Source organism: Solibacillus sp. FSL W7-1436 (assembly GCF_038007305.1).
Taxonomy (GTDB): Bacteria; Bacillota; Bacilli; order Bacillales_A; family Planococcaceae; genus Solibacillus.
The window spans coordinates 1,240,898-1,262,733 of record NZ_JBBOWV010000001.1; the positions used below are offsets into that span (position 1 = coordinate 1,240,898).

At 39.8% G+C, this 21,836-nt stretch carries 27 protein-coding genes; 1 reads left to right on the forward strand and 26 read right to left on the reverse strand.

Going from position 1 to position 21,836, the window contains the following annotated elements; all coding sequences use genetic code 11:
• Positions 1-23: 23 nt before the first annotated feature.
• The 20 genes from rpsN to MKX73_RS06370 form a co-directional block, all read right to left on the reverse strand.
• Positions 24-209, reverse strand: a complete 186-nt coding sequence (rpsN, locus tag MKX73_RS06275; RefSeq protein WP_008406949.1) for a 30S ribosomal protein S14 — start codon at positions 207-209, stop codon at positions 24-26.
• A 21-nt stretch (positions 210-230) separates the two neighbouring features.
• Positions 231-770, reverse strand: coding sequence for a 50S ribosomal protein L5 (gene rplE / locus MKX73_RS06280; protein ID WP_079523482.1), 540 nt, complete (start codon positions 768-770; stop codon positions 231-233).
• Between the two features lie 28 nt (positions 771-798).
• Positions 799-1,107: a 50S ribosomal protein L24 gene (rplX, locus tag MKX73_RS06285; RefSeq protein WP_191701161.1), complete on the reverse strand. Its 309-nt coding sequence runs from the start codon at positions 1,105-1,107 to the stop codon at positions 799-801.
• A gap of 37 nt (positions 1,108-1,144) precedes the next feature.
• Positions 1,145-1,513, reverse strand: coding sequence for a 50S ribosomal protein L14 (gene rplN / locus MKX73_RS06290; RefSeq protein WP_008406955.1), 369 nt, complete (start codon positions 1,511-1,513; stop codon positions 1,145-1,147).
• A gap of 46 nt (positions 1,514-1,559) precedes the next feature.
• Positions 1,560-1,823: a 30S ribosomal protein S17 gene (rpsQ, locus tag MKX73_RS06295; protein ID WP_008406957.1), complete on the reverse strand. Its 264-nt coding sequence runs from the start codon at positions 1,821-1,823 to the stop codon at positions 1,560-1,562.
• An 18-nt stretch (positions 1,824-1,841) separates the two neighbouring features.
• Positions 1,842-2,042, reverse strand: a complete 201-nt coding sequence (gene rpmC, locus MKX73_RS06300; RefSeq protein WP_008406958.1) for a 50S ribosomal protein L29 — start codon at positions 2,040-2,042, stop codon at positions 1,842-1,844.
• Entirely contained in the window at positions 2,032-2,466 is a 435-nt protein-coding gene (gene rplP, locus MKX73_RS06305; protein WP_008406960.1) for a 50S ribosomal protein L16, read from the reverse strand. Before rplP ends, rpmC begins: the two co-directional genes overlap by 11 nt.
• Before the next feature lies 1 nt (position 2,467).
• Positions 2,468-3,124 carry a 30S ribosomal protein S3 gene (gene rpsC, locus MKX73_RS06310; protein WP_340716736.1) on the reverse strand — a complete coding sequence of 219 codons (657 nt, stop codon included), beginning with the start codon at positions 3,122-3,124 and terminating at the stop codon, positions 2,468-2,470.
• Positions 3,125-3,127: 3 nt separating this feature from the next.
• Complete coding sequence (gene rplV / locus MKX73_RS06315) at positions 3,128-3,472, reverse strand: 50S ribosomal protein L22 (RefSeq protein WP_340716737.1); 345 nt, start codon at positions 3,470-3,472, stop codon at positions 3,128-3,130.
• Positions 3,473-3,494: 22 nt separating this feature from the next.
• Positions 3,495-3,773 carry a 30S ribosomal protein S19 gene (gene rpsS / locus MKX73_RS06320; protein ID WP_004233637.1) on the reverse strand — a complete coding sequence of 93 codons (279 nt, stop codon included), beginning with the start codon at positions 3,771-3,773 and terminating at the stop codon, positions 3,495-3,497.
• Positions 3,774-3,833: 60 nt separating this feature from the next.
• Positions 3,834-4,664, reverse strand: coding sequence for a 50S ribosomal protein L2 (gene rplB, locus MKX73_RS06325; protein WP_340716738.1), 831 nt, complete (start codon positions 4,662-4,664; stop codon positions 3,834-3,836).
• 43 nt (positions 4,665-4,707) lie between these two features.
• Positions 4,708-4,992 (reverse strand): 50S ribosomal protein L23, encoded by a 285-nt coding sequence (rplW, locus tag MKX73_RS06330; protein ID WP_008406966.1) that lies wholly within the window; start codon positions 4,990-4,992, stop codon positions 4,708-4,710.
• Positions 4,992-5,615: a 50S ribosomal protein L4 gene (gene rplD / locus MKX73_RS06335; RefSeq protein ID WP_251690867.1), complete on the reverse strand. Its 624-nt coding sequence runs from the start codon at positions 5,613-5,615 to the stop codon at positions 4,992-4,994. Before rplD ends, rplW begins: the two co-directional genes overlap by 1 nt.
• A 27-nt stretch (positions 5,616-5,642) precedes the next feature.
• Positions 5,643-6,272: a 50S ribosomal protein L3 gene (gene rplC, locus MKX73_RS06340; protein WP_008406969.1), complete on the reverse strand. Its 630-nt coding sequence runs from the start codon at positions 6,270-6,272 to the stop codon at positions 5,643-5,645.
• A gap of 51 nt (positions 6,273-6,323) precedes the next feature.
• Positions 6,324-6,632 carry a 30S ribosomal protein S10 gene (gene rpsJ, locus MKX73_RS06345; protein WP_008406970.1) on the reverse strand — a complete coding sequence of 103 codons (309 nt, stop codon included), beginning with the start codon at positions 6,630-6,632 and terminating at the stop codon, positions 6,324-6,326.
• A 360-nt stretch (positions 6,633-6,992) separates the two neighbouring features.
• Positions 6,993-8,312 carry a Na+/H+ antiporter family protein gene (locus MKX73_RS06350; protein WP_340716739.1) on the reverse strand — a complete coding sequence of 440 codons (1,320 nt, stop codon included), beginning with the start codon at positions 8,310-8,312 and terminating at the stop codon, positions 6,993-6,995.
• Between the two features lie 125 nt (positions 8,313-8,437).
• Positions 8,438-10,420, reverse strand: coding sequence for an FtsX-like permease family protein (locus MKX73_RS06355; RefSeq protein WP_340716740.1), 1,983 nt, complete (start codon positions 10,418-10,420; stop codon positions 8,438-8,440).
• Positions 10,410-11,171, reverse strand: a complete 762-nt coding sequence (locus tag MKX73_RS06360) for an ABC transporter ATP-binding protein (RefSeq protein WP_340716741.1) — start codon at positions 11,169-11,171, stop codon at positions 10,410-10,412. The genes MKX73_RS06355 and MKX73_RS06360 overlap by 11 nt, the downstream gene beginning before the upstream one ends.
• Positions 11,172-11,268: 97 nt before the next feature.
• Positions 11,269-12,240 (reverse strand): sensor histidine kinase, encoded by a 972-nt coding sequence (locus tag MKX73_RS06365; RefSeq protein WP_340716742.1) that lies wholly within the window; start codon positions 12,238-12,240, stop codon positions 11,269-11,271.
• Positions 12,237-12,917: a response regulator transcription factor gene (locus MKX73_RS06370; RefSeq protein ID WP_340716743.1), complete on the reverse strand. Its 681-nt coding sequence runs from the start codon at positions 12,915-12,917 to the stop codon at positions 12,237-12,239. Before MKX73_RS06370 ends, MKX73_RS06365 begins: the two co-directional genes overlap by 4 nt.
• A gap of 118 nt (positions 12,918-13,035) precedes the next feature.
• Here MKX73_RS06370 and MKX73_RS06375 point away from each other — a divergent pair, with 118 nt between their 5' ends.
• On the forward strand, positions 13,036-13,923 hold the full coding sequence (locus tag MKX73_RS06375; RefSeq protein ID WP_340716744.1) for a LysR family transcriptional regulator: 888 nt from the start codon (positions 13,036-13,038) through the stop codon (positions 13,921-13,923).
• Positions 13,924-13,970: 47 nt separating this feature from the next.
• On the opposite strand, the gene MKX73_RS06380 is transcribed toward MKX73_RS06375, so the two are convergent.
• The 6 genes from MKX73_RS06380 to rpsL form a co-directional block, all read right to left on the reverse strand.
• Positions 13,971-14,792 (reverse strand): methyl-accepting chemotaxis protein, encoded by an 822-nt coding sequence (locus MKX73_RS06380; protein WP_340716745.1) that lies wholly within the window; start codon positions 14,790-14,792, stop codon positions 13,971-13,973.
• 146 nt (positions 14,793-14,938) lie between these two features.
• Entirely contained in the window at positions 14,939-17,116 is a 2,178-nt protein-coding gene (locus tag MKX73_RS06385) for a malate synthase G (RefSeq protein WP_340716746.1), read from the reverse strand.
• 203 nt (positions 17,117-17,319) lie between these two features.
• Positions 17,320-18,507, reverse strand: a complete 1,188-nt coding sequence (gene tuf / locus MKX73_RS06390) for an elongation factor Tu (protein ID WP_340716747.1) — start codon at positions 18,505-18,507, stop codon at positions 17,320-17,322.
• A gap of 140 nt (positions 18,508-18,647) precedes the next feature.
• Entirely contained in the window at positions 18,648-20,726 is a 2,079-nt protein-coding gene (fusA, locus tag MKX73_RS06395; RefSeq protein ID WP_340716748.1) for an elongation factor G, read from the reverse strand.
• 81 nt (positions 20,727-20,807) lie between these two features.
• The gene (gene rpsG, locus MKX73_RS06400; protein ID WP_008406982.1) at positions 20,808-21,278 is read right to left on the reverse strand and encodes a 30S ribosomal protein S7; all 471 of its coding nucleotides are present in this window, start codon (positions 21,276-21,278) and stop codon (positions 20,808-20,810) included.
• Positions 21,279-21,319: 41 nt separating this feature from the next.
• Positions 21,320-21,739 (reverse strand): 30S ribosomal protein S12, encoded by a 420-nt coding sequence (gene rpsL / locus MKX73_RS06405; RefSeq protein ID WP_008406983.1) that lies wholly within the window; start codon positions 21,737-21,739, stop codon positions 21,320-21,322.
• Between the last annotated feature and the right edge of the window lie 97 nt (positions 21,740-21,836).

Below are 21,836 nucleotides of genomic sequence, written 5' to 3' on the forward strand. Positions count from 1 at the left end.
TACCTCCTTCCCAAATTAGGGGATTACCAGCTGGCTTTTTTAACGCCAGGAATTTGTCCCTTATATGCAAGTTCACGGAAACAAATACGGCAAAGTTTAAATTTGCGGTATACAGAGTGTGGACGGCCACAGCGTTCACAACGTGTATATTCTTGAACTTTAAATTTTTGCGTGCGTTGTTGTTTAACGATCATTGATTTTTTTGCCACGTCTTCGCCCTCCTTATTTTATTACTTTTGGAACGGCATACCGAACTGTGTTAATAACTCGCGAGCTTCTTCGTCAGAATTCGCAGTAGTTACGATCACGATGTCCATACCGCGTACTTTTGAAACTTTATCGTAATCGATTTCTGGGAAAATTAATTGTTCTTTAACACCTAATGTATAGTTACCGCGACCGTCGAATGCTTTTTTAGAAACACCACGGAAGTCACGTACACGTGGAAGTGCGATAGAGATTAATTTATCCAGGAATTCATACATACGCTCACCGCGTAGTGTAACTTTAGCACCGATCGCTTGACCTTCACGTAAACGGAAACCTGCGATAGATTTTTTCGCTTTAGTTACTACTGGTTTTTGACCAGTAATTGTTGTTAATTCTTCAACAGCTACATCAAGAGCTTTTGAGTTTTGAACAGCGTCACCAACACCCATGTTGATTACGATTTTCTCCACTTTAGGAACTTGCATTACTGATTTATATTCGAACTTGCTCATAAGAGCAGGTGAAACTTCGTTTAAATATTTTTCTTTTAGGCGGCTCATGTGTGTACCTCCCTTCTCAATTTACTTATTAGTCGATTACTACACCTGATTTTTTTGCAACACGAACTTTTTTGCCATCTTTGATCTCAATACCTACACGAGTCGGCTCGCCAGATTTAGGATCGATTAGCATTACGTTCGAAACGTGGATTGCAGCTTCTTGAGATACAATTCCACCTTGTGGGTTAAGCTGGTTAGGTTTAACGTGTTTCTTAACGATGTTTACACCTTCAACAAGAACACGGTCTTGTTTAGGGAAAGCAGCTAAGATTACGCCTTCTTTACCTTTGTCTTTACCAGTAATTACTTTTACTTTGTCGCCCTTTTTAACATGCATTATGTGTCGCACCTCCTTGATTGGTACTGTCATGAAATTAAAGAACTTCTGGAGCTAAAGAAACGATTTTCATGAAGTTGCCATCACGTAACTCACGTGCAACTGGTCCGAAAATACGAGTTCCGCGTGGTGATTTATCATCTTTGATAATTACGCAAGCATTCTCATCAAACTTAATGTAAGTACCGTCTTTACGACGTGCACCTGATTTTGTGCGAACGATAACAGCCTTAACAACGTCACCTTTCTTGACAACGCCACCTGGTGTTGCTTTCTTAACCGTACAAACAACGATATCACCGATGTTTGCAGTTTTACGTCCAGAACCACCAAGTACTTTAATAGTTAAAACTTCACGTGCACCTGAGTTGTCAGCAACTTTCATACGACTTTCTTGTTGAATCACTTAGGTTACCTCCCTTCGGAAATATATTTTATTCCGAAATGTGTTATTAAATAATAACCGCTTTTTCTACAACTTCAACTAAACGGAAGCGTTTAGTAGCTGATAGCGGGCGAGTTTCCATGATACGTACGATATCACCGATATTCGCAGTGTTTAGCTCATCATGAGCCTTAAACTTTTTCGAGTATTTTACACGCTTGCCATAAAGCTTGTGCTTTTTATGAGTTTCAACTAAAACAGAAATTGTTTTATCCATTTTGTCAGAAACAACACGGCCCGTGTAAACTTTGCGTTGGTTACGCTCAGTCATACTTAAAACCCTCCTTTATCAGTTATTTGCACTGATTTCTCTTTCACGAATCACAGTTTTCATACGTGCGATCGCTTTGCGAACTTCACGGATGCGAGCTGTGTTTTCTAATTGACCAGTCGCCAATTGGAAGCGAAGGTTGAAAAGCTCTTCTTTCAGTGATTTCACTTTTAATTCGATTTCATTAGTGGCAAGGTCACGGATTTCATTAGCTTTCATTAGATTCACCACCAGTTTCTTGACGTTTTACGATCTTACATTTAACAGGAAGTTTGTGTGATGCTAAACGAAGTGCTTCACGTGCTACCTCTTCAGATACACCAGCAATTTCGAACATTACTTTTCCTGGTTTTACTACTGCTACCCAACCTTCAGGAGAACCTTTACCAGAACCCATTCGGACTTCTAGAGGCTTTTTCGTGTAAGGCTTATGTGGGAAGATTTTGATCCAAACTTTACCGCCACGTTTCATGTAACGAGTCATTGCGATACGAGCAGATTCGATTTGACGGTTTGTAATCCAAGATGCTGTTGTGGCTTGTAAGCCAAACTCACCGAAAGATACTTCTTTACCGCCTTTCGCTTCTCCACGCATGTTACCACGGTGTTCACGACGATATTTTACGCGTTTAGGTAATAACATATTATTTGCCTCCTTCCACAGAGTTCTTTTTAGTAGGAAGGACTTCACCACGGTAGATCCAAACTTTAACGCCTAGTTTACCGTAAGTAGTATCAGCTTCAGCATGTGCATAATCAATGTCAGCACGTAATGTATGAAGCGGAACAGTTCCTTCACTATAGTGTTCAGCACGCGCGATATCAGCGCCACCTAAACGACCAGATACTTGTGTTTTAATACCTTTTGCACCAGCGCGCATTGTGCGTTGGATTGATTGTTTTTGAGCACGACGGAATGATACGCGGTTCTCAAGTTGACGAGCGATGTTTTCAGCTACTAATTTAGCGTCAAGATCTGCACGTTTGATTTCAATAATGTTGATATGCACACGTTTACCAGTTAATTCAGTTAAGTGTTTACGTAAGTTTTCTACTTCCGTACCACCTTTACCGATAACCATACCCGGTTTCGCAGTGTGAATAGTGATGTTTACGCGATTTGCAGCGCGTTCGATTTCTACTTTAGATACAGATGCATCTTTAAGTTTAGTTTCGATATATTTACGTACTTTGATGTCTTCGTGTAATAAGTTAGCGTAGTCTTTCTCAGCGAACCACTTTGACTCCCAGTCACGAATAACACCAACACGTAGTCCTATTGGATGTACTTTTTGACCCACGGATTAAACCTCCTTCTTCTCAGATACCACGATTGTAATGTGGCTAGTACGTTTGTTGATTGCCGACGCACGACCTTGTGCACGTGGACGGAAACGTTTTAATGTTGGACCTTCATCAACAAAGATTTCAGATACAACTAAGTTGTTAATATCTAACTCGTAGTTGTGTTCAGCGTTAGCAACTGCAGATTTTAATACTTTCTCAACGACTGGAGACGCCGCTTTTGGAGTATGACGTAAAATTGCAACTGCTTCACCAATTTGCTTACCTCGGATTAAGTCTACTACTAGACGAACTTTACGAGGAGCGATACGAACTGTGCGAGCGATAGCTTTAGCTTGTGTCATTAGGATTTACCTCCTCTCAAAATTAGCGTCTTGTTTTCTTGTCATCTGCACCGTGACCTTTATAAGTACGAGTTGGTGCGAACTCACCGAGTTTATGACCTACCATATCTTCAGTTACGTATACAGGAACGTGTTTACGTCCATCATATACAGCGATTGTTAAACCGATGAAGTTTGGGAAGATAGTAGAACGGCGAGACCAAGTTTTAATAACCTGTTTTTTCTCAGAAGCCTCTTGTGCTTCCACCTTTTTCATTAGGTGGTCATCAACAAAAGGTCCTTTCTTTAAGCTGCGACCCATTTAGGAACCTCCCTCCGTGATACGACCACGGCTCTCGAACCGAACCGTAGTTTTACCACATTATTTTTTACGTCCACGAATAATAAATTTAGATGATTTATTTTTCTTGTTACGAGTTTTGTAACCAAGAGTTGGTTTACCCCATGGTGTCATTGGAGATTTACGTCCAATTGGAGAACGTCCTTCACCACCACCGTGTGGGTGATCGTTAGGGTTCATTACAGAACCACGTACTGTTGGGCGTTTACCTAACCAACGAGAACGACCTGCTTTACCGATGTTGATAAGTTCGTGTTGCTCGTTACCAACTTGACCGATTGTTGCACGGCAAGTAGCAAGGATTAAACGTACTTCACCAGATTGTAAGCGAACGATTACGTACTTACCTTCACGACCTAATACTTGCGCAGAAGTACCAGCTGAACGTACTAATTGTCCACCTTTACCAGGTTTCATTTCGATGTTATGGATTGTAGTACCCATTGGAATGTTAGCTAATGGTAATGCGTTACCTACTTTGATATCCGCTTCTGGACCTGAATAAATAGTTTGACCTACTTCAAGACCTTTCGGAGCTAAGATGTAACGTTTTTCACCGTCAGCATAGTTAATTAAAGCGATGTTCGCAGAACGGTTTGGATCGTACTCAATTGTAGCAACGCGTCCTGGAATGCCGTCTTTAAGACGTTTAAAATCGATAACACGGTATTGTTTCTTGTGACCGCCACCGTGATGACGAACAGTAATTTTACCCTGGTTGTTACGACCAGCTTTGCGTTTAATCGGTAATAATAAAGACTTTTCAGGTTTATCAGTAGTGATTTCAGCAAAATCAGATGATGTCATGTTACGACGACCATTTGAGGTTGGCTTATACTTTTTAATCGCCATTTGTATTCCCTCCTTCTGTAAGGTTACTTATATAAATTTAGAATTAGATTTCGAATAACTCGATTTCTTTTGAGTCAGCAGTTAATTTAACAATCGCTTTACGACGTTTGTTAGTGTATCCACCGAATTTACCAACGCGTTTGAACTTACCTTTGTAGTTCATTACGTTTACTTTCTCAACTTTAACACCGAAGATTTCTTCAACAGCGTCTTTAACTTGAGTTTTGTTAGCGCGAGTGTCTACTTCGAAAGTATACTTTTTCTCTGCCATAATTTCTGAAGAACGCTCAGTAATGACCGGACGTTTTAAGATATCACGTGCTTCCATTATCCAAGCACCTCCTCAACTTTTTTTACAGCATCTTGAGTGAAAACAACTTTATCGTGACCTAATAGGTCTAATACGTTGATTCCTTCAGCTGTTAACACTGTAACACCAGGGATGTTACGAGCAGATAAAATAGCGTTTTCGTTAACTTCAGCAGTTACGAATAATGCTTTTTTGCTGATTTCTAAAGCAGCTAATACTGATTTGAAATCTTTTGTTTTTGGTGCATCAAATGATAATGCATCAAGTACTACTAAGTTTTGCTCTAATACTTTCGTAGATAAAGCAGACTTAATTGCTAAGCGACGAACTTTCTTAGGTAGTTTGTAAGCGTAGCTACGTGGAGTAGGACCGAATACAACACCACCACCACGCCATTGTGGAGAGCGGATCGAACCTTGACGAGCACGACCAGTTCCTTTTTGACGCCATGGTTTACGACCACCACCAGCAACTGCAGAACGGTTTTTAACTTTGTGATTACCTTGACGTAAAGAAGCACGTTGTGCAACTACAGCGTCGAATAATACAGCTTCGTTTGGCTCGATTCCGAAAATCGCATCGTTCAATTCGATTTCACCAACTGAAGCACCTGTTTGACTAAGTACTGAAACCTTTGTCATTCCTGTTTCCTCCTTTCTTTAAGAGAATTATTTTGATTTAATAGCAGTTTTAACTGTTACTAATGCTTTTTTAGAACCAGGAACATTACCTTTAACAAGTAGTAAGTTGCGCTCTACATCAACCTTAACGATTTCAAGGTTTTGAATAGTAACAACTGTGCCACCCATTTGTCCAGGTAATTTCTTTTGCTTGAATACGCGGTTCGGGGCAACTGGACCCATTGAACCAGGACGACGGTGGTAACGAGAACCGTGAGACATAGGGCCGCGAGATTGACCATGACGTTTAATAACACCTTGGAAACCTTTACCTTTTGTTACACCTGTTACATCGATTACATCGCCTTCAGCGAAAATTTCAACCTTGACTTCTTGACCAACTTCGTAAGTCGCAGCTTCTAAGTTGCGGAACTCACGGATGAAGCGCTTAGGAGCAGTATTTGCTTTTGCTACGTGACCTTGTTCAGGTTTGTTTGAAAGCTTAACGCGCTTATCTTCAAAACCTAATTGGATCGCTTCGTAGCCATCAGTTTCAACAGATTTCTTTTGTAAAACTACGTTTGGAGTAGCTTCGATTACTGTTACTGGGATAAGATCTCCGTTTTCAGCGAAAACTTGAGTCATACCAATTTTTCTACCTAAGATTCCTTTAGTCATTTGTCACACCTCCTGTAAATTTTAGAAAAAGTTTTATATTTGTTTTTACCATTAAAGTTTGATTTCGATATCAACGCCAGATGGTAAATCAAGCTTCATTAACGCATCAACAGTTTGTGGTGTCGGGTTAACGATGTCGATAAGACGTTTATGTGTGCGCATTTCAAATTGCTCACGAGAATCTTTGTACTTATGAACCGCACGTAAGATCGTGTATACAGATCTTTCAGTTGGTAGTGGGATCGGACCCGATACTCCAGCACCTGAACGTTTCGCAGTTTCAACGATTTTCTCAGCAGATTGATCAAGGATACGGTGATCATATGCTTTTAAACGAATACGAATTTTTTGTTTTGCCATTACTTTCCCTCCTTCTCGCCTATTTTCTAGACATTCTCCACGAAAATTTCTCCTACACACCGCCATGGCAAAGCGGCCGGGTGTGTCGGCAACCTCTCGCTTCATCGCAGTCAAAGACCAACATTCAACATTATATACAATAAAAAAGAAGTTTGCAAGTCTTTTAGCAAAATTCTTTTCATAATGTTTTATTCTTTATAAATAGGTTCGCTCTTTTTGAGCCGTTTTCTAGTATATAAGTTTCTGGCGATGAAAGCAACTGAAAAGGGAGTAATATGCTTTAAATATATTATTCTGAAAACTATTGCTTCAGAAAACGTAAAAATCGCCGCTTTCTAATTGCTGAAAGCGACGACTATATTATAGGAAGAAAACGACTGCAATCCATCCGAAAATAATCTGTGGAATATTATAGAAGATAAATGTCGGTACACATGTGTCCCAAATATGATTGTGCTGTCCATCGACATTTAGCCCTGCTGTCGGACCTAATGTAGAATCGGATGCTGGTGAGCCCGCATCACCAAGTACGCCTGCTGTTCCGATTAAACAGATGATCGCTAATTCACTTAGCCCCAGTTCAATAGCGATCGGAACAAAGATTGCTGCAATGATTGGAATTGTCGCAAATGAAGAACCAATTCCCATTGTGACAATCAAACCGACAATTAACATAACTAAAACAGCTATACTTACATTCCCGTTGAAAATGTCCATTGCACCGGATACTAGTGTTTCAACATCACCTGTAGCATTGATGACAGCTGAAAATCCGTTTGCTGAAATCATTACAAACCCGACAAATGCCATCATACGCATTCCATCTGATAAAACCTTATCTGCTTCTTTTACTTTTAGTGCACCAGTAATATATAAAATGATAATACCGGCAATCGATCCGACAATCATTGAATCTGTCATTACTTGTACTACTATAGAAGTAATTAATGCAACTGCCGCAAAAATAATGTGCAATATATTTACTTCTTTATTTAAATCATTAGATGTTTCCAGTTCGATGTTTTCATACTGTCTTGGTTTACGGTAGGCAACAAATGCTCCTGCAAGCCCTACAGCCATTCCTAGCGCAACAATAACCATTGCCTTAGGAACATCGCTCAAAGCAACGTCAAGCCCTGCTATAGCCATCTGATCGACAATAATTCCTTGATAGATTAAACCGAACCCCGCAGGTATGAACATATAGGGCATAACTAAACCGAACGTTAAAATACATGCGATTAAACGGCGGTCAATTTGCAGCATGTTCATAATTTTGATCATCGGCGGTACGATTAGTGGAATAAATGCGATATGCACCGGAATCAAGTTTTGCGACATGATCGCCATTGCCAGCAATACTAAGAAGATTAATGCTTTGGCAGCACCTTTCTTTTGAGAGTCGCCTTCACGCTGTACAATTTTTAAAATTGCTTTTACTAATACTTCAGGTATACCAGTACGAGATATTGCGAGTGCAAATCCACCAAGCAGTGCATAGCTTAGCGCAATTGTTGCTCCTCCGCCAAGACCGTCTACAAAGGCCTTGATCGTCTCTGTTATATTTAATCCTCCGGCAAGGCCGCCAATAATTGCCCCTATCGTAAGGGATAAAACGACATTTATACGCAGTAGGCTCAAAATAAGCATAACCCCTACCGCTATTAAAACAGCATTCATGTTGTACACTTCACTTTCGTCTGCTAAATTACTAATGTGTTAAAGTTACAAGAAAATTGAACATGAGTCAACGGATTTAGATAAAATAAAACCGTCAAATAAGAGAAAATTGACGGTTTAAAGTATTATAAAGCCTGTTTTATTATTTTTCTGTAATAATTGATTGTTAATGCAGCAAATATGATATACATAACGATATATAATGCCATTGTTACAAGTAGGGGCGTTGTCATTTCTGTACCGAATAAAAACCAGCCGGATTTCACTGCAAAGTAGCTGTGCAATAATCCAATCAGTAAAGGTACACCAAAGTTAAATAACTGTTTCATCATTATACCGCGCGTTAATTCATCCTGTGTAAAGCCGATTTTGCGAAGAACCTTATAGGATTCCATCTCTTCATCTGCTTCAGACATTTGCTTAAAGTATAAAATGCTGCCCGTTGCCAGTAAAAAAGCTAAACCTAGAAATGCCGTTGTGAAGATTGTCGTGCCATATAGATTTAAATTAGACTCTACCTCTGATCGTAGTGAACTGATTTTATTCAATTCACTGACTCCTTCAGCATCAGAAATTATATTTGCTCCTAATTGTTTATAAAGCTTTTCTGTAAGCCTATATGTTTCATCATCTGCATCCAATAAATTAATTGATGTTTGTTCATGTACAGTATAACCGATTGCATATTCTTCATTTAATTGCTGTAGTTGGTCAAACAGAGTATCTTCAACGATAAATACAAAGCCGCCTCCTGTAATATGCCATGCTATAATCGATGTATCGTTCACATCCTTAACTTTTAGCGGAAACTGGTGCTCCTGATGCAGCAATGTAAAGTCGTGTGGTGCTTCTATCGGCAATATATTTGCCTGGAAGCCATTATAGCCCGCAATAATCGCCTCTCCTTTTGAAAGTTGTAAATCCGGATCGAGCTGATGGTAGTCCGAAAGCGGAATTATTAGGGCGTCCGCTAATGTCTTACCCTGAAGTAAAGCTACTATTTCACCAGAAAAAGTTTCCGTCATATCAAATTGTGCGCTCGTTAACCTGAACTTATCTTCCTTAAATGTAATTCCTTCCTGCTCCAGCGCTTCAATGAACGATTCTCCCCGTCCATCTACCATAATATAGTCTGCTGGTACCGAATTTTCTGCTGTACTGCCTGCTGAATAGTAACTAATATAGGATAGTGTCGTAATTGCAAGCGATACCGCTGTTATGACTGTAATGAGCGTCAATGATTTAGCATTGCCCTTCATTCGGTGCATAATTGGTGTCAGCGCCAGAACATCGGTCAGATTTAGATGCCCTTTCTTTCTCAGACGGAACAGGTTTAATATGAAAGCAATCGAATAGCGGAAAACAAAGTAAGTCCCGCCAATTGTCGTTGCTAAAATAATCATCATACTTAAAAACAGGTTTTTTGTTTGCCCTGAAAATAACACCGTACTTTTATAGTAGCCGTAAACAATCAGTGCCAACCCAATCGCTCCCATTATCATCGGGAAAACACTAAAGCGTTTCACACGCTCGTCCGCCTGCTTGGAAGCGTTAAATAGCGAGAGTAATGTTGTTCTGTGTACCATAAATGCCATTTGCACTAAAAGAATTGCGAGCAAGATACCAAATACACTTAATGTGTTCACAACTGCTACTTTACTAATGCTCAGTGCTACAACTGCTTCAAATTTTAGTAGTTTCAGTAAAATCATTGCAAACAAACGCGAACTTAAAAAACCTAATATAATTCCGATACTTACCGCACCAATAAATAATAGGATATTTTCAAAGGCGATCAGGCGTGTCACAAGCCCTTTTGTCATACCTACTAATTGATACAATCCAATTTCCTTGCTGCGGCGTTTAATAAACAAGTGATTGGCATACAGCACAAAGAACAGGACAATAAAATACAGCATATACGATGCCGCTTCAAATCCCGAAGCTGCCGTGCCACTTGCTTTTGTCGCTTCAATTACCGATTCATTGTACTGCAATGTCACAAATGAGAAAAACAGCGTCACACTGAAAATGAGTGCAAAAAAGTATAAGTAATAGTGACGCATATTTTTTAGCATGCTTTTAAATACAAGCTGACTAAGCTTCACTCTGCTCACCGCCTAGAACACTTTGCGTATTTAATATTTGCTGAAAAAATTCATTGCGTGACTTATCGCCCTTATATAATTCCGTATAAATTTGGCCGTCTTTTAAAAACAGTACACGAGAACAGAAACTGGCTGCTACAGCATCATGTGTTACCATCATAATCGTGGCATTTTTTGCTTTATTAATTTTCGCTAAATTATCAAGCAGTGCAGTAGCCGCTTTTGAATCAAGTGCCCCTGTCGGCTCATCTGCAAATACAAGCGATGGATTCGATATTAGGGCTCTTGCTGCAGATGTACGCTGCTTTTGACCACCGGAAATTTCGTTCGGATATTTTGTTAAGATATCTGTGATCCCTAAAATTGTTACGAGCTCCTGTAAACGTTGCTCTGCCGCTGCCTTTGGAATCGAACTGAGCGATAACGGCAATAGAATATTTTCCTTAACCGTTAATGTGTCCAGTAAATTATAGTCCTGGAAGATGAAGCCGAGCTCATCACGTCTAAACTTCGCTAATGTGCGCTCCTTCATCCCCTGGAGCTTTTGCCCATTAATTTCGACAAATCCGTCTGTCACTCGGTCTATGGAGCAAAGTACATTTAATAATGTTGTTTTTCCGGAACCTGAAGCGCCCATTATACCGACAAATTCACCCTTTTCCACTTCCAGATCAATGCCTTTTAATACTTCCTGTGCAAGCGAGCGCTTACCATATGTTTTTCGAACTTTACGTGCGATTAAAATGCTCATTGTTTCCCATCCTTTCTTGTTATTTTCATTTTACATGTTCGGTTAGTGGGAATCGTTTGATTTACATGACAAAAACGCGTGGTAAGTGACAAGTTCGTCACATTCCAAGCGTTTTTTGATAATCATTCATTTTCGGGAAAGTAATTTTTACAGAAGTACCTACCCCTTCTGTTGATTCGATTTCCAAAATTATATGCAGTGATTGTGCCGCGTGTTTAGCCAGGTACAGCCCCATTCCTGTTGCAGAACTCGTTTCACGACCAATTGTTCCCGTGTAGGATTTGCGGAATACACGCGGCAAATCTTCACGCTTTATACCAATCCCGTCGTCTTGAATGATGAGAACTGCCTGCTCATTAACAATTTGAGAGGATATTCGGATTTCTCCCCCTACATCACTGTACTTTACCGCATTTGATAATATTTGCCGTACGATAAAACCTAGCCACTTTGCGTCTGATTGTACAGTCAGATCGTCCGCTTCCACATCAATGGCGATTTTCTTTTCAAAGCACCAGCTGCGCAGTGCCTTAATTTCCTGAATAAGAATATCCTTCACCTTTACTTTTTCAATTCGGTTATCAAGTTCGATTGTCATAAGACGTGTTGCATGAAGCTGCTGGTCTAATAATAAATAAAGACGCAGCCATTCATTTTCAATGCGTTCCTTCACTACGCTTTTTTCCACTTTTTCCATCAACAGCTGCATTGCCGTTAATGGGGATTTCATTTCGTGTACCCAAGCTAAAAGTTCATCCTGCCGTTCTAGTACAATCTGCTTCTGTTCCTGTATTTTTGCATTCTTATCAGCCAGCTGCTCTTTATAATCTTCATGAATAACGTCATAGTAATTTCCTTTAAACTTCGCATATGGCTTCATCAATTTTCTGTCTTTCATATAGCATAAACAGAAATAACCGGCGACGAGGGTAAACCAAATGATATTTAAATAGAGTAGTGACACATCATGGAAGCCTCTATCTAGAAATAATATTAAGTTCAAAAGCAGCTGCAGTAGTATTATAAACAGCATTACGGATATATATTGTCTTATAAACAAGCGGATCATGCATCCACCGCCAAATAGCCAAGGCCTTTTTTCGTTATGATTACATTGTGAAGACCAATATCCTCCAAACGCTGGCGTAGACGATTTACATTGACCGTTAATGTGTTGTCGTTTACGAAGCGCTCGTCATCCCATAATTTACGCATCAGTTCATCCCGGGAAACGATTTGTCCTTTCGACTTGACCAACACCTTTAAAATAAACAGCTCATTTTTTGTTAGTTCTACCTGTTTGGCTTTATAGTGAACTATCGCGCGGTCATAATGAATCTCTGCCCCATTCCATTTTTCAGTATCACTTTGCTGCGCTTCCTGATAATTATAAGCACGTCGGAGCAATGCTTGTACTTTTGCAACCAATACTTCTGTATGGAAAGGTTTCTGCACAAAGTCATCCGCACCCATTTGCATCGCCATGATCATATCCATCGGGTGGTCACGTGAAGAGAGAAATAAAATAGGGACATTCGAAACTGCTCTTATTTCACGACACCAATGGAAACCGTCAAATGCAGGCAGCTGAATATCAATAATAACGAGCTGAGGCTCTTCTTCTTTAAACGTCACCATTATATGTTGAAAGTCTTTCGGTCCAATTACTTGTATATTCCACTGTGCTAATCGCTCGCCTATCAGTTCGAAAATGGAGACATCATCTTCTATTAATAATACCTTCAAAGAACACCACTCCTTCTATATACTTCCATTATACAAAAAACTAACAGTCCAACCGTTACAAACTTTGCTATAATCAATTCAATTACAGGAATTATAGGTGAAGAGGTGGGGAAAGAATATGGATCTGCGCCAAATCGAATACTTTGTTGAAGTAGCAAAGCATTTAAGTTTTACGAAGGCAGCTGCAACTTTGCACGTATCACAGCCATCCATTAGTAAAGCTATTCAAAATTTCGAGTCAGAGCTGGGTGTACCGTTATTTTACCGTTCATCCAAACAGCTTGAACTGACGGATGCCGGTCAGGCCGTTCTTGTGAATTCGATGCAAGTACTCGAATCATTTCAAAACTTGCGTTCGGAGTTGACGGATCTGATGGAATTAAAGAAAGGTCAAATCCGCATTGGTATACCACCAATTGTAGGCGCCGAGTTTTTTTCAAAGTTGATCAGCTATTATAAAGAGCTAAATCCATATATCGAAATTTTATTAACGGAAGTCGGAACAAAGCGTATACGTCAGGAAATTGAAGCTGGTGAACTGGATGTCGGGTTAGTGTGCAGTGTGACTTCCACGAACGAATCTTTGGAAACAATCCGTTTTTTAAAAGACCCTTTAATGTTAATCGTCCATGAGAGTCATCTTTTGGCAGCAAAAGAATCGATACAGCTAAGTAAGTTAGCGAACGAGACATTTATTATTTACCGGAAAGATTTTATTTTGTATGACCGCATTATCGAGGAGTGCTCCAAACAAGGGTTTTTCCCTACCATTGCCTGTGAAACGACTCAGAAAGATTTATTTATTGAAATGGTTCAGGCAAAATTGGGGATTGCGCTGCTTCCGAAAAAGCTTGCCGAAAAAATCCCTTACAATTCAATCAAATGCATCCCATTTCAGGAAGAAGCAATCCATCTTGAACTGGGTGTTACGTGGAAGAAAAATAAATACTTGCCTTTTGCAGTACGGGAATTTATTAAACTTGCCCGGGAATTTGTCTCCCAATAGAAAAGTTGCCTAGAAAGTGAAAGTTTCATATTTTCTAGGCAACCATCTTATAATTTACTTGCATATTTATTTAACTGTGCTGACATTGTCTGAATTTCCTTTACAAAATCGGAAACCTGTTGAATGGATTCACTTTGTAAGGTTCCGATAGCGGAAATTTCAGCAATGGAGTTCGTAATTTTCTGTGTAGCTTCATTGATTTGATTCATCGTTTCTCTAATTTTTTGTGTTGATTCAATTGTTTCTTTTGAAAATTTGCGGATTTCCGTTGCTACCACTTCAAAGCCTCTCCCTTTTTCACCTGCACGTGCAGCTTCGATTGCGGCATTTAAACCGAGCAAATTTGTTTGATCAGCCATACGTTTTAACAATGTTAAAATTTCGGAAGTCTGTTGAACATTCTTTTCAGCCTGCTTTGATTGCTGCAGCAACTCGTTTGCCGACTCTTTTAAGCTTGTAGAACCATCCGCTATACTTCCGATCTGTTCGTTCGCTTGTGTTAAAGAACCCGTTATTGCTTGGGAAATTTCTATTAATTCCGAATGCTTTCTTACTTGGACAGCAATTCCTCCAATTGTTTTACCCGTCTTATCGTATATTGGCGTTGCAGTTCCGATAAATTCAAAACCATAATAATCAGCTGGCACAAAGGCTTCCAAACGGCGGTTTTTCTTTAGTGCTATCATTAGCGGTTCTTCATGATGTAATTGTTGATCTACTTGTATTTTCAGATCTAAATCTTTTGCAGGGAAATAGGCTACAAACTTTTCCAGGTTACATACGGCAATTGATATGTCTGTTGGAATTGCTTCTTTCATAATCGGTATCGATAAAATAAGTGCATCTAAGGATTCAATTCTGTTTTGCATTTTAACTCTCTTCTTTCCTATTACTAAAATTACTATATTGTGACTATTATACCACCAATGCTGTAAATTAAGTGAAACTCCGCTAACTTTTAACAGTTAAACGAAAAAAACTACTATCTCAGAAGAAATAGTAGTTGCTTAGAAATTTACGCATTCACTTTTTGCTTTGCTTTAGCTTCAATACGCTTTTTGTGTAAAATTGGTTCTGTGTATCCGTTAGGCTGATCATAACCTTTAAATATTAATTCGCTTGCCGCTTGGAAAGCTACAGACTCATCGTAGTTTGCAGACATTGGCGAGTATTCCGGATCTTCGGCATTTTGTTCATCTACAACTTTTGCCATGCGGTTTAACGATTCTTCTATCTGCTCTTTCGTACAAATACCGTGATGCAGCCAGTTTGCCACATGCTGACTTGAAATACGCAGTGTAGCACGGTCTTCCATTAAGCCGATATCATTAATGTCCGGCACTTTCGAACAACCTACTCCATGTTCCACCCAACGCACAACATAGCCTAGAATCCCTTGTATATTATTATCAAGCTCATTTTGAATCTCCTCAGGTGACCAGTCTGTATTTGCCGCTACCGGAATTTCCAAAATTGCATCCCGTAAATCTTCAGATGTCTCAATGCCTTTTTGAACATCTTTTACATTTACTTCATGATAATGCGTTGCATGTAAAGTTGCGGCTGTAGGTGATGGAACCCAGGCAGTGTTCGCCCCTGCTTTCGGGTGGTTAACTTTTTGTTCGATCATATCCGCCATTAAGTCAGGCATTGCCCACATACCTTTACCGATTTGTGCACGTCCTTGCAAGCCCGCATTTAAACCAACAACGACATTTGACTTCTCATATGAAGTAAGCCAAGTGGAAGTTTTCATTTCACCTTTGCGAATCATCGGGCCTGCTTCCATCGATGTATGGATTTCATCACCTGTACGATCCAGGAAACCAGTATTAATAAATACGATACGATTTTTCACTTCTCGAATACACGCTTTCAAGTTTAGTGATGTACGACGCTCTTCATCCATAACACCAATCTTTAAAGAGAAACGTTCCAATCCGATTAGATCTTCTACACGTTCAAACAGTTTATTTGCAAACGCTACTTCCTTTGAGCCATGCATTTTCGGTTTTACAATATAAATGGAACCTTTTTGCGAGTTTTTGTACTGACCATTACCGATTACTTCATGCTTTGCTATTAAGCTCGTTACAACTCCGTCCATAATTCCTTCAGGTACTTCGCTGCCATCTTTATCTAAAATAGCCGGATTTGTCATCAAATGACCTACATTGCGGATAAACATCAGCGAACGGCCATTTAATGTTACCGTTTCGCCATTAACTCCTGTATATATACGGTCAGGATTTAATGTACGTGTTACCGTTTTTGAACCTTTTTCAAAAGTCGCTGTCAAATCGCCTTTCATTAACCCTAACCAGTTCGCATAAACTTCTACTTTATCTTCTGCATCTACTGCCGCCACCGAATCCTCGCAGTCCATAATTGTAGTAATTGCGGATTCCAAATAGATATCTTTTACGCCGGCTGCATCATCTTTTCCGATTGGATGATTGCGGTCAATTTGAATTTCAATGTGCAAATCATTATTTTTCAGTAAAACAGCAGTCGGCTGTTCTGCTGTACCTTGATAGCCCACTAACTTTTCAGGTTCTGACAATGTCGTTGTTTCACCATTTGCAAGTATCACAACTAATTTGCCTTCTGCAATTTTATAAGTTACCGCTTCTTTATGTGAGGCTGCCGTTAAAGGAGCAGCTTGATCTAAAAACTTCTTCGCATACGCGATTACCTTGTTACCACGTATCGGATTATAACCTTTACCTGCTTCAGCACCATCTTCATTACTGATGGCATCTGTACCATAAAGTGCATCATAGAAACTTCCCCAACGTGCATTTGCAGCATTAATCGCATAACGTGCATTGCTTACAGGTACAACTAATTGCGGACCTGCCTGATATGCAATTTCTGCATCAACGTTTTCAGTTTCCACCCGGAAATCTTCTACTTTAGGTTCGACGTAACCGATTTCTTCTAAAAATGCTTTATAGTCGGCAAATTGGAAATTCCCCTTATTTCCTTTATGCCACTCATTAATTTGTGTCTGCAGTGTATCACGCTTAGCAAGCAAATCCTTGTTTTCAGGAGCCAGCTCATGAACCAGCTGATCGAAACCATCCCAAAATGCCGTTTGCTCTACTCCGCTATTCGGTAATACTTGTTCATTAATAAACTCAAATAATACTTCTGCTACTTGTAAGTTCCCCACTTGCACATAATTTGTCACTATAAATCCCCCTTTTGAATGAACATTTCTAATAACTAATTAGAATCCCCTGTTCTTACGTTCTATTATACAAGAGTCATGATATATAAATGAAATACATATATTGAATAAACATTATGCTTTTACGCTATAAAGGGTATAAAAAAAACACCTTGCAAGCGTCCCTGCAAGGTGTTCTTTGAAAATTAGCGATTAAGCTAAAATTATTTTTGGATAGATGCTACTACGCCAGCGCCTACAGTACGGCCACCCTCACGGATAGAGAATTTAGTACCTTCTTCTAAAGCGATTGGAGCGATTAATTCAACAGTCATTTCGATGTTGTCGCCAGGCATAACCATTTCTACGCCTTCTGGTAACATGCAGATACCAGTTACGTCAGTTGTACGGAAGTAGAACTGAGGACGGTAGTTAGAGAAGAATGGAGTGTGACGTCCACCCTCTTCTTTTGATAATACATAAACTTCAGCTTTGAAGTTAGTGTGTGGAGTGATTGAACCTGGTTTAGCTAATACTTGACCACGTTGGATATCTTCACGAGCAATACCACGTAATAAAGCACCGATGTTGTCACCAGCTTCAGCGTAATCTAATAATTTACGGAACATTTCTACACCAGTTACAGTTGTAGTTTTAGCTTCTTCTTCGATACCGATAACTTCTACAACGTCACCAACTTTAACTTGACCACGTTCAACACGGCCAGTTGCTACTGTACCACGACCAGTGATAGAGAATACGTCCTCTACTGGCATCATGAATGGTTTGTCAGTTTGACGTTCTGGAGTTGGGATGTAAGAATCTACAGCGTCCATTAATTCAACGATTTTTTCTTCCCATTCTGCTTCGCCTTCTAAAGCTTTTAATGCAGAACCTTTGATTACTGGAACATCGTCGCCTGGGAAGTCATATTCAGATAGTAAGTCACGGATTTCCATTTCTACTAACTCTAATAATTCTTCGTCGTCAACCATATCACATTTGTTCATGAATACTACTAAGTAAGGAACACCTACTTGTTTAGAAAGTAAGATGTGCTCACGAGTTTGTGGCATTGGACCGTCAGCAGCAGATACTACTAAGATACCGCCGTCCATTTGTGCAGCACCAGTGATCATGTTTTTAACATAGTCAGCGTGACCTGGGCAGTCAACGTGTGCATAGTGACGAGTTGCAGTTTCATACTCTACGTGAGATGTATTGATTGTGATACCGCGCTCTTTTTCTTCTGGAGCGTTGTCGATGTCAGCGTAAGATTTAGCTGAACCACCCATTTTTTTAGAAAGAACTGTTGCGATAGCAGCAGTTAAAGTTGTTTTACCATGGTCAACGTGTCCGATTGTACCAACGTTAGCATGCGTTTTTGAACGGTCAAATTTTTCTTTAGCCATTAGAAAATGCCTCCTCAGAGATATGTTTTATTTTTTTTAAAATTATTTATTCTAAGATGCCGACTATAAACGGGCCCCATCTATAGTCAGTCAATCATAGCTTACAAATTATTTATACTTGATGCAAGGTGAAATTTCAATTATTCACCTTTATTTTTTTTGATGATATCTTCTGCAATTGATTTTGGTACTTCTTCATAGTGATCGAACACCATTGAGAATACACCGCGACCTTGAGTTGCAGAACGTAAAGTTGTAGCATATCCGAACATTTCAGATAGTGGAACCATAGCACGTACTACTTGAGAGTTACCACGAGCTTCCATACCCTCTACGCGACCGCGACGAGCAGTAATGTTACCCATAATATCACCAAGGTACTCTTCTGGAATTACAACTTCTACTTTCATCATTGGCTCTAAGATAACTGGGTTACATTTTTTAGCTGCTTCTTTTAATGCCATAGATGCAGCGATTTTGAACGCCATTTCACTTGAGTCAACGTCATGGTAAGAACCGAATACTAATTTCGCTTTAATGTCGATTAGTGGGTAACCAGCAACAACACCACGGTCAAGAGAGTCACGTAGACCCGCTTCTACTGCAGGGATGTATTCACGAGGTACAACACCACCAACGATAGCGTTTTCGAATTCGAAACCTTTACCCTCTTCGTTTGGAGAGAACTCGATCGTTACGTCACCGTATTGACCGCGACCACCAGATTGACGAGAGAATTTACCTTGAACTTTAGCTTCGCTACGGAATGTTTCACGGTAAGATACCATTGGAGCACCCACGTTAGCTTCTACTTTAAATTCACGTTTCATACGGTCAACTAAGATATCAAGGTGAAGTTCACCCATACCAGAGATGATTGTTTGACCTGTTTCAGTGTCAGTATGAGCACGGAATGTTGGATCTTCTTCTTGTAGTTTTTGTAAAGCTTGACCCATTTTATCTTGGTCAGCTTTAGATTTTGGTTCTACAGAAAGAGAGATTACTGGCTCTGGGAAGTCCATTGACTCTAAGATAACAAGGTTTTTCTCATCACATAGAGTATCACCTGTTGTAGTATCTTTAAGACCTACAGCAGCAGCGATGTCACCAGAATATACTTTTGCGATCTCTTCACGAGAGTTAGCGTGCATTTGTAGGATACGTCCTACACGTTCACGTTTACCTTTAGAAGAGTTTTGTACGTAAGAACCTGCTTCTAATGTACCTGAGTACACACGGAAGAATGTTAACTTACCTACGAATGGGTCTGTCATTACTTTGAAAGCAAGAGCTGAGAATGGCTCTTCATCAGAAGAATGACGGATGATTTCTTCTTCGCCGTCAACGTCAGTACCTTTAATAGCTTCTACGTCAGTTGGAGCTGGTAAGAATGCTACAGCAGCATCTAACATTTTACGAACACCTTTGTGTTTGAATGCTGTACCACAAAGAACTGGGTAGAATTCTACCGCGATAGTCGCTTTACGGATAGCCGTTTTTAATTCTTCTTTAGAAATCTCTTCGCCTTCTAAGTATTTCTCCATAAGTTCTTCATCAACACTTGCAACAGCGTCGATTAATTTCTCACGGTACTCTTCAGCTTGGTCTTTGTATTCTGCTGGAATTTCACCAACAGTTACATCAGTACCTAAATCGTTACCATAGAACGTTGCGTTCATTTCGATTAAGTCGATAATTCCTGAGAAGTCATCTTCAGCACCGATCGGTAATTGGATTGGGTGAGCATTAGCTTGTAAACGCTCATGTAATGTACCTACAGAATATAGGAAGTCTGCACCCATTTTATCCATCTTGTTGATGAATACGATACGAGGAACTCCGTATGTTGTAGCTTGACGCCATACTGTTTCAGTTTGAGGCTCAACACCTGATTGAGCATCTAATACTGTTACTGCACCATCAAGTACACGTAGAGAACGTTCAACTTCAACTGTGAAGTCTACGTGCCCTGGAGTATCGATGATGTTAATACGGTGACCGTCCCATTGAGCTGTTGTTGCAGCAGAAGTGATCGTGATACCACGCTCTTGCTCTTGCTCCATCCAGTCCATTTGAGCTCCACCATCGTGAGTTTCACCGATTTTGTGAATCTTACCAGTGTAATAAAGGATACGCTCCGTTGTTGTTGTTTTACCAGCATCAATGTGAGCCATGATCCCAATATTACGAGTATTCTCTAGAGAGAATTCGCGTTTCATAGGAAATTTCTCCTTCCATATTGGGTTAACTGTATAGATGGTAAAAATCTTGGCCCTAGCATTGCTAGAGCAAAGATCAAATTACCAACGGTAGTGAGCGAATGCTTTGTTCGCTTCTGCCATTTTGTGCATATCTTCACGTTTCTTAACTGAAGCACCTGTGTTGTTAGATGCATCTAAGATTTCGTTAGCTAAGCGCTCTTCCATCGTTTTTTCTCCACGAAGACGAGCGTAGTTTACTAAATAACGTAAACCTAAAGTTGTACGACGTTCTGGACGAACTTCTACTGGTACTTGGTAGTTAGAACCACCAACACGACGAGCACGTACTTCTAATACAGGCATTACGTTGTTTAATGCAGCTTCAAATACTTCTAAAGCATTTTGACCCGAACGCTCTTGAACTAATTCGAAAGCTCCGTATAAAATCTTTTGAGAAGTACCTCTTTTACCATCAATCATCATTTTGTTGATTAAACGAGTTACTAGTTTTGAATTATAAAGTGGATCTGGTAACACGTCACGTTTGGAAACAGGACCTTTACGAGGCATGTGTTTTCCTCCTTTCAAATCGTTGTATATTTAAACTTAAATTATTTTTTTTCTTTAGGGCGTTTAGTACCGTATTTAGAACGAGATTGTAAACGACCGTTAACACCAGCTGTATCAAGTGCACCACGAACGATGTGGTAACGTACTCCAGCTAAGTCTTTTACGCGTCCGCCACGGATAAGAACTACACTGTGTTCTTGTAAGTTGTGACCTTCACCTGGGATATACGCAGTAACCTCAAGTTGGTTAGTTAAGCGTACACGAGCGTATTTACGTAAAGCCGAGTTCGGTTTACGTGGTGTCATTGTACCTACACGAGTACAAACTCCGCGTTTTTGAGGAGACTTAACGTCAGTTAAAGATTTTTTAAATGAGTTATATCCTTTGTTTAACGCTGGAGATTTTGATTTCGTGCTTTTAGATTGACGAGGCTTACGTACTAATTGGTTAATTGTAGGCATCGATTTGTCCTCCCTTCATTTTTTCCTTGTTTCAATACCACACATCCAGGTGGTTCATTTTTTGGGTAAAAACAAAGTCTTTGTGTATTTTACACAA